Consider the following 14,808-nt stretch of genomic DNA (forward strand, 5'->3'; position numbering starts at 1 on the left):
GCGGTGCGGTTGCCCGTCGTCAGTGCGTCCCGTCGGTGTACCGGCGCGTCTCCTCCATACGGTCCAGGAGCTCGTCTTCCCGCTGGTCGAACTCCTCCTCGCTGATCCGGCCCGCCGACAACTCCGCTTCCAGTCGGGCCAGTTCGTCGCGGATCACGGCCGGGTCGCGGGCGATGCGTTCGGCCTCGGCGAGGAGCTGCCGCAGCACCCAGCCGACGAGCATCAGATGTCGGTGAAGCTGTAGGGCGGCAGCGGGCCGTTCACCCGCAGTTCCAGGTGCGGATGTTCATCGGCGAGCCGTCGCACGGCTGTCAGCAGGCGTTCCGCGCGCGGCTGTGCGATCAGGAAGGAGAGGTTGACGAACCAGCCGGTGCTCTCGGGCCCCACCCGGAGGCTTTCCGCGGCGGGTTCCAGGGCCTGGCGCACCGCCTCCGCGTCCTCCGTCTCGCGCTCCCGGACCGCGGTGGCCACCAGTTCGCCGAACCGCAGCCGCTCTTCGTAGGTGCCGCCGCCATTGCGCCGGTCGGCTTCGGCGCGTGCCCGGAGGTCCGGGTTCTGTGCGAGTACGAGGTGCAGCACCGCTTCCTGCTGGTGTGCGGCCTTGACGTTGTACTCCACCCGGCCTTCCAGCCGCTGAAGCTGTTGCTGGTAACCGTCGGCGTGCTCCCGGAGCACGTCACGGACGTCGTCGTCCGCCTCGGCGACGCTGCCGAACCGCATCGGCAGCGCGGCGGATTTCCGGCCCACCTCGGCCAGCACCCGCTGGTGTGCCAGCAGATCGCGCCGCTTGGGGCGCAGCCGGTCCGGGCAGTCGCTGACGACCGCGGTCAGCCCGGCCTGCTCCAGCTGTCGTACCGGCAGGGGTGGATCGCCGATCCCGGTGAGGTCTTCGGGCAGGTCGACGTCGCCGCCGCGGGCCATGCAGTACACGTAGGTGCTCACTCGCTCTCCTCCTTCTTCCTGCGGGAGGCGGCGGTGCCGCGGCCGCGGCTCTCGCCTTCGTCGGGTGTGCGGTGGAAGGCGTCGGAGACGGCCTGGGCGGCGCCGGAGAGCGCGCCCTTCGTCTTGCCCCGCGCGCCGTGCTCGGCGCCGCCCTCGGTGATCTGGCCCACCACGTCGGGCAGGCCGGGGCTGCGGTGGGGGCCGGCCTCCAGGTCGAGGCGGTTGCACGCCTCGGCGAAGCGCAGGTACGTGTCGACGCTGGCGACCACCACGCGCACATCGACCTTGAGGATCTCGATACCGACCAGGGAGACGCGCACGAACGCGTCGATCACCAGGCCGCGGTCGAGCACCAGCTCCAGGACGTCATAGAGTCCGCTGGTTCCTCCTGCTCCCCCGGTCTGCGGGGGCGGGACAACACTCATCGTGGGCACTTCCTCTCGGCCGTCGCACGGCGACGGCCCGGCAGGGTGGTGGGCCCGGCGAGGGCGCACCAGGTCGGCGCAACGGCCGCCTCGGCTGCCGGATGGGTCACTTCGGCATGGTCAACTTCAGCGGGAGTCGGTCCTGCCGCGCTCGTAGCGCCGCATCCGGCGGTAGCCGGTCAGCATGCCTGCTGGATCGAGGGTCACCTCGTAGAGCCCCATCACGCTCATGGTCTCGGGGATGCGGGCGACCTCCATCACCTCGGCTTCCGCCACCCACCCGGCGTCCGTCCGCTCCAGTCGGCAAATGCCCTCGGGCCGAAGCCCCGTCAGCTCGGCGAGCTGTTCATTCGCCGCGCGCATTACTTGTACGGCTGTGAGGTGCTGCGGGTTCGCTGTCTCGCCCGAATCTTCGGCGGGGGGTTGGGATGTCGCGAGCCTGCCGGGCTTGTCAGGCTGATCGGGCTGATCGCGCTGATCAGCATGATCGGGATCGCCAGACTTGTCGGACTGGCCGGCCCTGTCGGACTGACGTGGCTTGTCGGACTGACGTGGCTTGTCGGACTGACTGGGCTTTCTGGACTGGCCGGACCTTCTGGACTGGCCGGGTGAGTCGGTCATAAGCACCTCCGCATCAGCTGTCGAGGGCCTTGCCACGCGCCTACCATTCCGCCGCATTCTCAAACCCTGAAAATGCCGCCCTTTCAAGATGGCGCGGGGGCGTGGGCGGTGACGATGGCGGGGCGGTAGCAGTCAGTGGCGATGACGGTAGCGGTGGCGGCGTTCACGAACGCTGCGCCGGTCCGACAGGCATCGCACGAGCGTGAGCGGGTACGCGGACGGTGGACAGGGCGCGGCGGCCCCTGGCGCCGCGCTTCCGCGACGACAGCGAGGAGCTGTGATGACCACGGTCAAGGAGACCGTAGAAGTGGACGTGCCCCTGCGCACCGCCTACAACCAGTGGACACAGTTCGAGGAATTCCCGAACTTCATGGAAGGCGTCGAGGAAGTGCGACAGCTCGACGCTCGGCACAATCACTGGATCACCAAGATCGGTGGCATCCGGCGGGAATTCGACACAGAAATCGTCGACCAGCTCGCCGATGAACGGATCACCTGGCGTACCGTCGACGGAGATACCCAGCAGAGGGGCACGGTGCGCTTCCAGCGCCTGGACGACACCCGTACTCGTGTGGAACTGGTGATGGAGGTCGAACCGAGCGGGGTCGCGGAGAAGGCCGCCGACCTGACCGGGACCATCGACCGGCGCGCCAAAGGTGACATGAAGCGCTTCAAGGACTTCGTGGAGAACCGCGGTGGCGAGACAGGAGCCTGGCGCGGCCGGATCCGGCCGGGAGGCTGACCCCGGCTCACGTTCCGTGTGACGTGCGTGCCGCCTTGGGCCAGCACGTCGAGGACCTCGCCGAACAGGTCGTAGGGTCGGCACTCCGGTGTCAGGGCATGGGACAGGTGCTCGGGGCGCGCGGTCTTGGCGTCTCTCCAGAGCGGAGTCGCTGGGGTGCCGACCGCTCGGTCGGCGGGACACGGCCGGGTCCCCGGCAGGAGCCGAGCCGGCGGCCCCCCTCGTGCACGCAAACGCGACCCCTGTGCCCCTCGCCTCGGGTGAGCCTTCGTAGTCGTCCGGGCCGTGGGCACGAAGCGGGGTCCTGGCCTCGGCGGAAGACATCCTCGACACACATCAGGAACGGCTGCTCCACCGCATTCACCCAGCCCTTCCTCCAGCGCATGGTGGCCAAGGGGTAATTCTTCCACCGGCGCCTCGGAGCTGAACTCGAGGGACGAGGACATCCGGCTGTGGGCCGCGACGCTCCCCGTCGTGGTGACCGCTCCTGCCCGCGGATCACGACGAGCGGCGTCGGCGAATCCCACCTCTCTCCATCGCCGCGCCTGTACCGTCTATGAGGTCTTCGGCGGTGCACCGCCGGGGCACGTCTGCAGCCAATACTCGGGGGGACGCACAGGCATGGAGATCGAACTCGCGGCTGCGGTGGCCGCGTTACGTGATGAGCTGACCGAGGCCGCGGCCTGTGGCAACGGGCAGGGGATCACTTTCCAGGTGGGTCCGATCGAGCTGGAATTCACCGTCGAACTCCGCCAGGACGTCAAGGCGAAGGCGGGCTTCAGGGCGTGGGTGGTCTCCGGTGACGGCGAGGCGGGAATGGCGCGGGGCCGTACGCACCGGGTGAAGGTGGCACTGACGCCTCAGGGGCCCGACGGGGACGTCCTGATCCACAGAAGGCGGCTGACGGCCCCGGGGCCGGGTGACGTGTCCGGCCGTATCGAGGACTGACGCGCCGAGGGGCAAAGGGCCGGGCCCGTCTCCGGGCGCGGAGATCCACGTACGGGGGGGGCATCACGGTGAGCAGCGATCTGATGGTCGGGGTCGACGGGCCCGAGGGGCTGGGGTCGGGGTACGTCATCGCCCCGGGTCTCGTCCTGACCTCGGCACACGTCGTGCCGGCCGTGGGCGGGGCGGTGACGTTCTTCCGTCCCGGCAAGGACGGGCAGTACGCCGCGACGGTGGCGTGGCGGGGCACGCCCGGGGGGCGCGACGACTCGGCCCTCCTGCGTTTCGATGACGGGCATCCCGACACGGAGGGGGCACCGCGGCCGGTCGCACCCGTCCGGTGGGGGCGGCTCGTCACCCACCGGCCCGCGACCGGCTGTGAGACCTGGGGCCTGCCGGCCGTCGTCCAGCGGGAGCATCAGGCGGTGGAGATCCTGCACGAGCAGGGAACCGTCAACCGGGCGGATCGCTCCGTCAACAACCGCTACCTCATGCGCCTCGCGGAGCGGGTCGTTCCGTGCACCGATCCGTCCGGGCGGGCGATCTCGCCCTGGGCGGGTCTGTCGGGCGCGGCCATGTTCTGTGACGGGCTCCTCACCGGGGTGATCTGCACGGACTTCGGGGGTTTCGCGCACACCCGGCTGGAAGTGGCGCCGGCCTACGCCCTGCTCGGCGACGACGACTTCCGCCGGGTCCTGGCGGAGCACGGCGGGGGGACCGTACTCGAACCAGCCGAGTGGGCACGCCTGTCCAGCCTCTCGCCCAGGGCCAGGGGCCGCCGCGCGCCGCGCGCCTTACCGGCCTCGCCCGCGGCGCTGCTGGAGGCCAGGAATGCCGTGGTTCCCTTCCGGGGTCGCGAAGAGCTGCTCTCGGAGTTGCGGCTGTGGTGCGAGGAGCCCGGCCTCGACGTACGTCTCGTGCACGGGCCGGGAGGACAGGGCAAGACCCGGCTGGCCCTTGAACTGACGGCCCGGCTGGAGAGCGACCGCTCGACGGTGGTGTGGCTGAGGAGCGACGCGAAGGCCGAGGACATGGCGGCGCTCGGCGACACGGCCGTCGCGCTGCTGGTGGTCCTCGACTACGCCGAGACACGTGTCGAGCAGCTGACCGCCCTGCTCACGATGTTCGTCGCCCGCCCGCTCCCGACGCCGTTCAAGGTGTTGCTGCTCGCCCGCACTGCCGACGACGACTGGTGGCAGCCCGCGCGGCGGGCGAACAGCGACACCCGCGACCTCCTCGAGGACTTGATCGAGACCCCGCTGCCACCGCTGGAACCTCACCCCGAAGGCCGCGCCGAGGCCTACCGGGACGCCGTGGAGCATCTGGCCCTGGCCCTGCAGCTCGTGCGCGGACAGGAGCACCACACGTGGCCGAAGGTCGCCGCGACGGTGACCGATGCCGTGCGGCGCAGGCCCGACCGGCTGGACGGTCCCGGGCTGGAGACAGCGCTCGCCCTTCACATGACCGCGCTGGCCGACCTCCTGGACGAGGCCGTCCACGCCGCCACCTCCCGGTCGGGGGCCACGACCGAGCCGGCGATCGGCGCCCGGCCGGTCGCCGCTGCCGGCCGCAAGACCGTGCGGGTGGAACAGCGACTGCTCGACCATGAGTCCAACTACTGGGAGAGCGCCGCCAAGCAGCACCCACTGATGCCGCTGGATGAGGAGACCCGCAAGGACGCCCTCGCCGCGGCGTTCCTGTGCGGCGCCGACACCGCATACCAGGCGGAAGCCCTCCTCGGCCGCATCTCCTACCTCAGGGACCACGGACGGGCGTGCCACCGGGCCCTCACTGGCTGGATCGCAGCGCTCTACCCACCCCGTGACGGCAAAGCGTGGGGGTCCCTGCGGCCGGACCGGCTGGCCGAGTACTTCGTCGGAGTACGGCTGACCAAGAACCCCGACCTGGCACAGGACCTGCTCGGCGGCGGCATGACGGCGGACGACCGCCGACCGGACGACCTCACCGACGCCCAGATCGCCCAGCTTCTCACCGTCTATGCCCGGGCGGCCGCCCACCCCGCCCACCGCGACGCTCTCGACGAACACCTCACGGAACTGTGCGTGCGCCGCCGGGACGTGCTGACACAACCGGCCATCGATGTCGCCACGCACGTCGAGCGGCCGCGACCGCTGGTGTCGGCGTTGGACCGGCTGGCCGACGAGCCGGGTGCCACGCCGGAGGGCCTGCTGGAACTGGCCGACCGCCTGCCACGACCGACGCACGCGCTGGGCCCACTGGCCGCGAAGGTGGCCGAGCGGCTCGTCGAGAGCCATCGCGAGCGGGCTCGTGGGGACGCCGCCGGCCTGCCCGGCCTCGCCCTGATGCTGCGCCGGCTGACCGGCCGCCTCGGTGATGTGGGACGGACCCGGGAGGCGTACGAGGCCACCGGCGAGTCCGTCGGGCTCTACCGGCGGCTGGCGCGGGAGGATCCGGCCGCCCACCGGCCGCATCTCGCCGCCGTCCTGCACAACCTGTCGCTGACCTCGCGCGCTCTGGGCAAGCGGGAAGAGGCCCTGGCGTCCGCTCAGGGAGCCGTGGAGATCTATCGTGAGCTGCGTCTCGCCCGGCCGGACGCGCAGGAGTTCCGGACCGGTCTGGCCCACGGTCTGGGTGCTCTCGCCCAGGCCGAGGGCGAGCTGGGCCGGCCCGAGGCGGCACTGGCGGCGATGGACGAGGAAGTCGGCATCCGGCGCGAGGCGGCCGAGGAAGACGGCGACGGCGCCCTGGGGCCGGAGCTTGCCGCCGCCCTGAACAACCAGGCCATCTGGCTGGTGGAGTGCGGGCGTGTCGAGGAGGCGGTGCCGGTGAGCGAGGAGGCCGTCACCTGCTACCGATTCCTGGCCGAGCGACGCCCCGACGCCTTCCGCAACGGTGTCGCCCGCAGCCTGAGCACGTACTCCAACTGCCTGCATCTCGCGGGCAGGCCGAAGGCCGCGCTGGCGGCGGCCGAGGAGGCCGTCGAGATCCGGCGCCGACTGGCCGGTGAGCGGCCCGGGGCGCATCTCTCCGACCTCGCGCTCAGCGTGCACTCCCTCGCCATCGACCTGGCCGGGGCGGGACGGCCGGACGAAGCCCTGGCACGGGCCGCCGAGGCCGTCGGCCTCTACCGACGCCTGACCGAGAAGGAACCCAACGGGTTCCGGCACCGGCTCGCCAACTCCCTCAATACGTACGCTCACAGGCTGAACGACGCGGGGCGGCTGGCTGACGCGCTGGAGGCCGCCCGGGAGGCGGTCAGTCTCTACCGGCCGCTGTTCACGGCGGAACCCGGGACGTTCAGGGCCGATCTCGCCATGAGCCTGGACACGTTGGCCGGCCAGCTGGAGGAGACCGGGCGCCCGGAGGACGCCTTACGGGCCGGCGAGGAGTCGGTCGGCCTGTACCGCGCGCTCGTCGCCCAGCGTCCCGACGTCCCGCTCGACGACCTGGCGAGCGCTCTGACCAACCTCTCCCGGCGGCTGAACACCCTCGGGAGGCCGGACGAGGCCCTGGCGGCGCTGGACGAAGTGGTCGGTATCCGCCGCCGTTCGGTGACGGCGGATCCGCTCGGCAGGTCGCGGTCACGGTCGCGGTTTGTCTTGGCGGGCGCGCTGCTGGCCAGGATGCACTGTCTGTGCGACGTCGGGCGGACGGAGGCCGCCGTGGCCACGGCGGCCGAAGCGGTGGAGCTGTACCGCGGGCTCGTAAAGGAGGACGGGGAGGACCTCGTAAAGGAGGACAGGGAGGGCGGGGACAAGGAGTACGCGAACGGGTACGCGCGCGGGTTCGCCATGGCTCTGTCCGGTCTCTGGCTCATGCGGTCCCGGGCCGGGCAGACGGCCGAAGCACTGGCCACGCTGGAGGAGTCCATCGAGGTCAGTGGCCGTCTGCTGGGGCTGGGGCGGGAGCAGAACGCCGACTCCGCATGGGCGTCCACGTGGGCGTCCGCGTCGGCGTCGGCCTACGGCGAGGAACTGTTCGTGCTCGGCACCCAGCTCTCCGCGGCGGACCGCCCGGACGACGCGGCGCGCGTCATGCGCAGAGCCGTCGCCGCGCTCCGGCAGCCGCCAAGGGGCGGCTCGTTGGGGTCTTCCCCCCGGCTGCCCACGGCCCTGGCGTGCCTGGCGACGTACCTGGTCGAAGCGGGACGGCGTGCCGAGGCGCTGCCCGTCGCCGAAGAGGCCACCGAGCTGCTCGGCGACCTCGCGCGGCGAGACGATGCCCACCAGAGTCCGCTGCCGGCGCACTCGCTGTGGGTTCTCGGCTGCCTCCAGCACAACGCCGGCCGGCGGGAGGCCGAGGAGACCCTGCGGCGGGCCGTCGCCGTCGCTGACGCCCTGCCCCCCGTCGGCGGGCGCGACGTCGTTCGCGGTCTGGCCCGTTCCGGCCTGGGGGTGCACCTCGTGGAAGGTGGCCGGGCGGCCGAGGGCCTGGCGTACGCCCGGGAGGCCGTCGCCATTGCCCGCGAGCTGGTGGGTGCCGATCCCGCCCACGGCAGAGTGCTGGCCCTGATGCTGATCGACCTCGGCCGCCTCCTGGCACTCGGCTCATCGGCGCGTGAGGAGGCCTTTGGCGTCTCCGCAGAGGCCCTGGCCGTGTCCGAGCAGGTGGCGACGGCTGGAGCGGCGGCCGGTGAACCGGTCCTGGTCTGGGCACTCGCCCACCACGGCCTGCGGCTGAGCGAGGCAGGGCGGAACCCGGAGGCCCTGGACGCCACCGCCCGGGCGGTTTCCTTGAGCCGCAGCCTGGCCGCCCGCCACCGTGCGGCACACGAGGACCACCTCGCCTTCGCCCTCTACGCGTACGCCAGGACCCGGCTGCTCGCGGACGCCCAACGGGAGGAGGCGAGAGACGCCATCGCCGAAGCGGCTCCCCTGTGGCGTGCGATCGCCGAGAACGAACCGGGGCTCGTCGGCCCGTACCTCGACGTGGTGACGGAGACCCATGCACGGCTCACCACCGGGCCGGAGTGAGGGTTTTCGTTGCCGGATCACCACCCGCAGCCGCTGCGCTGACGGTCGTCTGGCCGGCTGATCGCCTGATCACCTGGTCGGCCAGGGCGTCGACCAGTACGTGCAGTACGTGATCCTCGGGGCGAGGCTGGACTCCTTCGCATACCGGAGGCCGTCAGCACCTCCGCACCCGGCACCGGCATACACGGCCGGGGACGGCTGGTGGCGTCGATGCCCTGGTGCTGATGATCGGTCCATGAGAGCCCTTTGTCGGTTTGGCGAGGCTTACACCGCCCACTCGACTGATTTCTGGTGCTTTATGGCAGCCGTCCGACGCCCGGAAGCGCTTGTTATTGTCATGTCACCGATCAAAGAGAAGCCGAGGTCATGACCAACCACTGCTGCGAGGCGATGAACAGCCATGTCGACGTACGCTGCCACGAGCACGACGACGTCTACACCTGCCCGGACACGCTGATCGGCTTCAGCACCAAGTTCCAGGAATACGGCCTGATCATCCACGACGGTGGCACGGCGAGCGTCATCATCGAGTTCTGCCCCTGGTGCGGACGCCGTCTTCCCGAGTCACAGAGGGAGCGATGGTACGACGAACTGGAACGCCGCGGGATCGATCCATGGGAAGACGAGGTCCCTGCGGAGTTCCAGGACGCCCGCTGGCTGGACTCACTCCCCCGCAACCACCGCACCGACAGCGCTCCCGACCACCCCTGAGACATCTTGACGGCCCGCTGTGAGTACTGACATCTACGGTTGCATCGAGGTCCGGCACCCGTGCGCCGACGAAGACTGGTACGAGTGGGAGCCGTGGCAGCGTGCGATGGACCTGTCCCCGCTGTACTCCGGGCAGGATTACGCGGCGTTCGGCTGCCTCTTCGGCGTCCGCGACTACATGGGCTGGGAGCCTCTCGCGGCAGACCGGGGCCTACCCGCCGACGCGTCCACCGCCATACGCGAGGAATTCGAACAGGCCCAGGCCCTCGATGCGGCAGTGAACAGCCCGACCTGGGTGAGCTGGGAGGAACTGGACCAGGCTGAGCTGGACCTCTCCCCCGAAGGCGTTCATGGTGTCCTCATCGTGCGGGAGGGCGGCACACCGTACATCGAAGCCCGCTACGTCGTGCGTGACCAGTGGCCGGCAGAATTCGTGGAACGGCACGGCACGCCTCCCATGGGCGCCGACCCGCTCGGGGCGCCGTACGGCGAGTGGGCCTCCGGCACGACGAAGTTCTCCTACCAGCGTTTCACGCGCCGGGACGTCCTCGGGCCGGGCACCGGCTGGGAGCACGTTTTCGCGGTCATGCGGGCACTGGCCGACCGTTTCGGCGGCGACGGCGTCCGGCTGGTCGTGTACTTCGACTGACAGATATGGCCGGCGGCCCTCGGGGGCGGCATGGCGCTTGGGGGCCCAGGAGAGTGCTGGTGCGGCCCGGCAGCGAGCGTTTGAAAGCAGCCGACCGTGACCGAGCCGCCACCCCCGCCCCTGGAATATCCGGGCGATCAGCGAGGCGTAAACTCTGATCATGAACGGGCAAGAGACGGTGCTCCGGCGTCGTATTCGGATCTGGCTGGTCATCTTTATCGTGGGCCTCGCCCTGAGCGGACTGACAGCCTTTCCCTTGGTCACCGAAATGCGATGGGTGGACGAGGCCCTGAGATCCGACGGTTCGCCCATTCCCGAATGGCTGCCGGGACTAATGGAGTGGATCGGCCGGGTACGGGAAGGACTTGAGGCGACGGACGGCAAGTACCCGTTCGTGCTCTACGGCACCGACTGGCTCGCCTTCGCGCACCTCGTCATCGCCATTGCCTTCTACGGCCCGTACCGTGACCCTGTCCGCAATATCTGGGTCGTCGAATTCGGAATGATCGCCTGCGGGGCGATTGTGCCGCTGGCGCTGATCTGCGGTCACATCCGCGGGATTCCGGTTTACTGGCAGCTCTTCGACATGTCGTTCGGCTTCTTCGGGGTGATCCCGCTGCTGATCGTTCGTCGCATGATCAAGCGGCTGGAAGCGTACGAACTGGCGGCATAGCGTGTCGGCGAGGCCGCGGCAGCCACAAGTCTTCGGCGCGGATTCGTACGTGGCTTTCGCTCCGGTTGTGACGGGCGGCGCAACCTGCCGACAGCCGCTACGGCCTCGCGCGAGAAACCGTCGGCGCCGTTGGCGCGGACGCCCTGGTCCGTGGGTACGGGACGCGCGTTCACTCACTTGCGCTGGTCCCCCATCGTCGGCGAATCGGCCGGAGACACGTGACGACACCCACGACGCCTGGCGGGAATTGCCGGGCCTCGCTCGGCCATTCCTTCAGCACCCGCCCAAGCAGCCTCCGCTCCTCGTCGGCCCAACCCTCTTCAAGAATAGACAGGGACATGGCCGATCGACCGCTGTCGAGCGAGCCCTTACAGCCAATGCCTAGGCGACATCGACGCGCTGCGTCCCCGCGATCGTCGCGCGCAGCACCGCACGTGCTTCGTCGAGTTCGGCGGCTCGGGCGTCGAGGTCTGCCAGCCGGGAGCGCAGAGCGTCCAGCACCCCCGGGCACGGGTGCACGACTTCCCCTGCGGGGGCCGTGCAAGGCAGCAGGGCACGGATGGTCCGGACGGGCAGCCCGGCGGCGAGGAGGGCGCGGATCCTTCGCACGGTCTCCACATGCGACTCGTCGTACCAGCGGTAGCCATTCGGGAGCCGGTCGGGCAGAAGGAGCCCGCCGCGCTCGTAGTGGCGCAACAGCCGCTCGCTGATGCCGGTGCGTTCGGCCAGTTCCCCGATGAGCACTCCGCCCGCCCTCTCCCCTGGTTTGACCTTGTCACCATGACAAGGTGCGACGTTGGTCTCCTGGCTACCGACGGCTCAGGAGACCCCGATGATTATCGATGCGCACAGCCACGTCCACGACCCGGTGGCGGACCACGTCGCGCTGCTGGACGAAGCCGGTGTCGACCGCGCCGTGCTGTTCCCCACCCGCCCGCACCCGGAGCGGGCCACGGACCTTGCCGGGTTGCGCCGGGAGATGGCGGTGCTGCACCGCGCGCTCGAAGGCGCCGGGAACGGGGCCGACAGCTTCGCCCGCGCCCAGCAGGAACTGGACGCGGCACTGGCCGCGCACCCGGACCGTTTCATCGGCTTCGGCTCGGTCCGGCTGGACGCCGCTCCGGAAGACATCGCCGAGGCGGTGGCACGGCATGTGGTCGGCCGGGGCCTGCACGGCATCGGCGAACTCACCCCGCCGCCGGGCGGCGCGGCCATCGTCGAACCGGTGCTGCGCGCGGCCCACGACCATGGCGGCCTGCCCGTCGTCGTCCACGGCTCCGCCCCCACGACAGAGCCCGACCTCCACACACTGGCCCACCTCTCGGCCCGCTACCCGTCGGTCCCCCTGGTCGTCAGCCAGGTCGGCGGCCAGCACTGGATGACGGCCATCGAGCTCGTACGGGACACGCCGAACATGTATCTGGAGCTGTCGACGGCGAACATCGTCTTCGCCCTGCGGCTGGCGATCCGCGAGATCCCGGAACGGACGTTGTTCGGATCGGACGCCCCGTACGGGGACCCGGTCCTGGCACGCGCGATGGTGGAGCGGGTGACGCCCAGCGGTGAGGTGCGGGAGCGGGTGCTGGGGGGCAACGCGGCCCGGTTGCTGGGATTGTGAGCGTCCTCTGCCTTGCGTGGGCATTTGGGCCAGTTGGTGGGTGGCGCGGTGGCGGTGTCGAGGCCGCGTGCGGATTGTCGGTGATCCCCGGCGCCCACGGGGATCAGCTCAGACGGGTTCCGGAATCGGGCCGAGGAGCTTGACCACGCGCTCGCGCAGAAGGAGGTACTCCTCCCAACGGCGCGGCAGAGGGCCGCGCGGGCGCTTGACGACACGGGCGGCCGTGGTGGTCTGTCCGTGCTGGAACTGCTCGCGTGTCAGGTCGAGTTCCACCCCACTGGGCAGACGGTTCCACCAGTGGAAGCCTTGCTGGGTTTCGGCCAGGTACACCTCGCCCATCATGAGGTCGCCGCCGAATATGTCGTTGACGATCAAGGCTGTGATGTCACAGTGCCCCCAGGCCGGGTTGCCTGACTGCCACTCGGCCTGATTGTCCGGCGAGCAGGTGTCGGCGGCCCAGCTGGCTCGCAGGGCCTTGTCGAGCTCGAGTAGATTCCAAGGGGCCATGCCGCCACTATGGCAGCCACCACTGACATCGCTGACGGCACACGGCACAGTCTCACGACCGTCCCGAACTCACAGAGGCCCTCGAACAGGAGTCGAGCAGTCACATCGGGCAGCGAGATCACGGGGGTTTTGATCAACCTTTCGGGAAGGCGCCTCGGCTGGCGCGGGCACGGTAGACGATCTCGGTGTCAGGTGTTGATCGAGCCTCGGTCAAGGGGGCCGCGCGCCGTGTGGTCGGGCAGGAAGTCGACGGGACGCCCGGTCTGGATGTCGATCAGGATCGTGGCGTAGACGTGCCCGCGTTTGAGAGCGAAATCGTCAACTCTCAGTGCGGGGTAGCGCTGCCCTAGCGGTCCAAGCGACGGTGGCCCCGGCCGGCCCTCTGTCCTTATTGGCCCCATTGAACGAGGGCCGGGATTTCCTCGATGTCCGGACCGGCCGCACTGCCCACCTCCTGGCCGCCGTCATGATCGGCACCGCTCGGTGACGCCGTACTACGTCAGCAAGCTGGCGCCAGCGTGTCGGTAGCTGCTGGGGCTGATCTGCGGTGTCGGTCGTATGTCGGGGCTGTCGGTCCGATGTCGATGGCTCGTCGGAGGGGTTCGGCACCTTTGCAGAAACGGCCGGCCGGAGTCGCCCGGCGGCCCGACCCCGAGGAGCCACCATGCCCATTCCCGTCACGGTAATCGGCGCCGGACTCGGCGGGCTCGCGCTCGCCCGCGTACTGCACGTCCACGGAATACCGGTCACGGTCTACGAGGCGGAGCCCTCCCCCGACGCGCGTTCGCAGGGTGGGATGCTCGACATCCACGACTACAACGGGCAGCTCGCCCTCAAGGCGGCCGGTCTGATGGACGAGTTCCGCGCCATCGTCCTCGAGGGCCGCCAGGCGATGCGGGTCCTCGACCGGGACGGGACCGTTCTGTTCGACAAAGCCGACGACGGCACGGGGGGACGCCCCGAGGTGCAGCGAGGGGATCTGCGGCGGGTCCTGCTCGACTCGCTCCCGGCCGGCACCGTCCGGTGGGGGCACAAGGTCACCGGCACCCGTGCCCTCGGCGAGGGCCGCCACGAGGTGACGTTCGCCGGCGGCGGCACCGTCGTCACGAGCCTGCTGGTCGGCGCGGACGGCGCGTGGTCGCGGGTCCGGCCGCTGCTCTCCACCGCCACACCCCAGTACACCGGCACGTCGTGCGTCGAGACCTACCTGTTCGACGCCGACACCCGGCACCCGGCCGTCGCGAAAGCCGTCGGCGGCGGGTCGCTGATCGTTCCCACGCCTGGCAAAGAGATCTTCGCCCACCGGGAAAAGGGCGACACCCTGCACGTATATGTGGGGCTGTCCCAGCCGCAGGACTGGTTCACCGCCATCGACTTCACCGATGCCGCCGCGGCCACCGCGCGGATCGCGGCGGAGTTCGACGGCTGGGCGCCGGAGCTCACCGCTCTGATCACCGAGAGCGATACCCCGCCGGTCCTGCGTCCCTTCTACGCCCTGCCGGACGGGCACCGGTGGGACCGCGTCCCGGGGGTGACCCTCGTCGGCGACGCCGCCCACCTCGCGGCCCCGAACGGCGAAGGCGCCAACCTCGCCATGCTCGACGGCGCCGAACTCGGCAAGGCCCTCGCCGCGCACCCCGACGACATCGAGGCCGCGCTCACCGAGTACGAGCAGGCCATGTTCCCCCGCAGCGCCGAGGTCGCCGCCTTTGAAGGTGTCGAGGTTCACCGGATCGACGCTGGTGACAACACAGCCCACGGCCTGATCAACATGCTCGGCGAGAAGGGCCGATGAGCCACTCAAGCCCCGAACCGGGGCCGTCCTTACCGCCCGCGCTCGGCCCCTGCCTTCTCGGCGCTTTCGCTAGGTCGGCCACGGAGGCCGTCCGCGCCGTCCTCCGGGTCGCCTGAGCGAATGCCGTCGATCGCTGATCGGCGGCCCCCAAGCTGGGAGAACCGCAAAGGGGCTACGCGCCCTGGCGCATCCGGTGGGCGGGCAATTTTAGTCGCGTTGCTGCGG

The 14,808-nt window shown here is 70.3% G+C and carries 14 protein-coding genes; 8 read left to right on the forward strand and 6 right to left on the reverse strand.

Annotated features, from left to right (window positions below; translation table 11 throughout):
- Positions 1-19 precede the first annotated feature (19 nt).
- From ACX9I7_RS18420 to gvpO, 4 genes are all read right to left on the reverse strand, one after another.
- Positions 20-223, reverse strand: a complete 204-nt coding sequence (locus ACX9I7_RS18420; RefSeq protein WP_459387922.1) for a gas vesicle protein GvpG — start codon at positions 221-223, stop codon at positions 20-22.
- On the reverse strand, positions 223-942 hold the full coding sequence (locus tag ACX9I7_RS18425) for a GvpL/GvpF family gas vesicle protein (protein ID WP_459387923.1): 720 nt from the start codon (positions 940-942) through the stop codon (positions 223-225). Before ACX9I7_RS18425 ends, ACX9I7_RS18420 begins: the two co-directional genes overlap by 1 nt.
- Positions 939-1,367: a gas vesicle protein GvpJ gene (gvpJ, locus tag ACX9I7_RS18430; RefSeq protein WP_358626618.1), complete on the reverse strand. Its 429-nt coding sequence runs from the start codon at positions 1,365-1,367 to the stop codon at positions 939-941. The genes ACX9I7_RS18425 and gvpJ overlap by 4 nt, the downstream gene beginning before the upstream one ends.
- Before the next feature lie 126 nt (positions 1,368-1,493).
- Positions 1,494-2,045 (reverse strand): gas vesicle protein GvpO, encoded by a 552-nt coding sequence (gvpO, locus tag ACX9I7_RS18435; protein ID WP_459387924.1) that lies wholly within the window; start codon positions 2,043-2,045, stop codon positions 1,494-1,496.
- 223 nt (positions 2,046-2,268) lie between these two features.
- Here gvpO and ACX9I7_RS18440 point away from each other — a divergent pair, with 223 nt between their 5' ends.
- The 6 genes from ACX9I7_RS18440 (at position 2,269) to ACX9I7_RS18465 (ending at position 10,663) form a co-directional block, all read left to right on the forward strand.
- The gene (locus ACX9I7_RS18440; RefSeq protein ID WP_459387925.1) at positions 2,269-2,730 is read left to right on the forward strand and encodes an SRPBCC family protein; all 462 of its coding nucleotides are present in this window, start codon (positions 2,269-2,271) and stop codon (positions 2,728-2,730) included.
- Between the two features lie 621 nt (positions 2,731-3,351).
- Complete coding sequence (locus ACX9I7_RS18445) at positions 3,352-3,678, forward strand: trypco2 family protein (protein WP_459387926.1); 327 nt, start codon at positions 3,352-3,354, stop codon at positions 3,676-3,678.
- Between the two features lie 68 nt (positions 3,679-3,746).
- Positions 3,747-8,630: a tetratricopeptide repeat protein gene (locus ACX9I7_RS18450; RefSeq protein ID WP_459387927.1), complete on the forward strand. Its 4,884-nt coding sequence runs from the start codon at positions 3,747-3,749 to the stop codon at positions 8,628-8,630.
- A gap of 366 nt (positions 8,631-8,996) precedes the next feature.
- Complete coding sequence (locus tag ACX9I7_RS18455; protein ID WP_459387928.1) at positions 8,997-9,341, forward strand: DUF6980 family protein; 345 nt, start codon at positions 8,997-8,999, stop codon at positions 9,339-9,341.
- Between the two features lie 19 nt (positions 9,342-9,360).
- On the forward strand, positions 9,361-9,990 hold the full coding sequence (locus ACX9I7_RS18460; protein ID WP_387571044.1) for a hypothetical protein: 630 nt from the start codon (positions 9,361-9,363) through the stop codon (positions 9,988-9,990).
- A 160-nt stretch (positions 9,991-10,150) separates the two neighbouring features.
- The gene (locus tag ACX9I7_RS18465; protein ID WP_387571041.1) at positions 10,151-10,663 is read left to right on the forward strand and encodes a hypothetical protein; all 513 of its coding nucleotides are present in this window, start codon (positions 10,151-10,153) and stop codon (positions 10,661-10,663) included.
- 381 nt (positions 10,664-11,044) lie between these two features.
- Here ACX9I7_RS18465 and ACX9I7_RS18470 read toward each other — a convergent pair whose 3' ends face one another.
- Entirely contained in the window at positions 11,045-11,407 is a 363-nt protein-coding gene (locus ACX9I7_RS18470) for a MerR family transcriptional regulator (protein ID WP_387571038.1), read from the reverse strand.
- Between the two features lie 88 nt (positions 11,408-11,495).
- Here ACX9I7_RS18470 and ACX9I7_RS18475 point away from each other — a divergent pair, with 88 nt between their 5' ends.
- Complete coding sequence (locus ACX9I7_RS18475; RefSeq protein ID WP_459387929.1) at positions 11,496-12,281, forward strand: amidohydrolase family protein; 786 nt, start codon at positions 11,496-11,498, stop codon at positions 12,279-12,281.
- A gap of 108 nt (positions 12,282-12,389) precedes the next feature.
- Here ACX9I7_RS18475 and ACX9I7_RS18480 read toward each other — a convergent pair whose 3' ends face one another.
- On the reverse strand, positions 12,390-12,788 hold the full coding sequence (locus ACX9I7_RS18480) for a YunG family protein (protein ID WP_459387930.1): 399 nt from the start codon (positions 12,786-12,788) through the stop codon (positions 12,390-12,392).
- Between the two features lie 664 nt (positions 12,789-13,452).
- Here ACX9I7_RS18480 and ACX9I7_RS18485 point away from each other — a divergent pair.
- Positions 13,453-14,583, forward strand: a complete 1,131-nt coding sequence (locus ACX9I7_RS18485) for an FAD-dependent oxidoreductase (RefSeq protein ID WP_459387931.1) — start codon at positions 13,453-13,455, stop codon at positions 14,581-14,583.
- The last annotated feature ends 225 nt before the right edge of the window (positions 14,584-14,808 follow it).

The sequence above is a fragment of the Streptomyces sp. L500 genome (assembly GCF_054551825.1).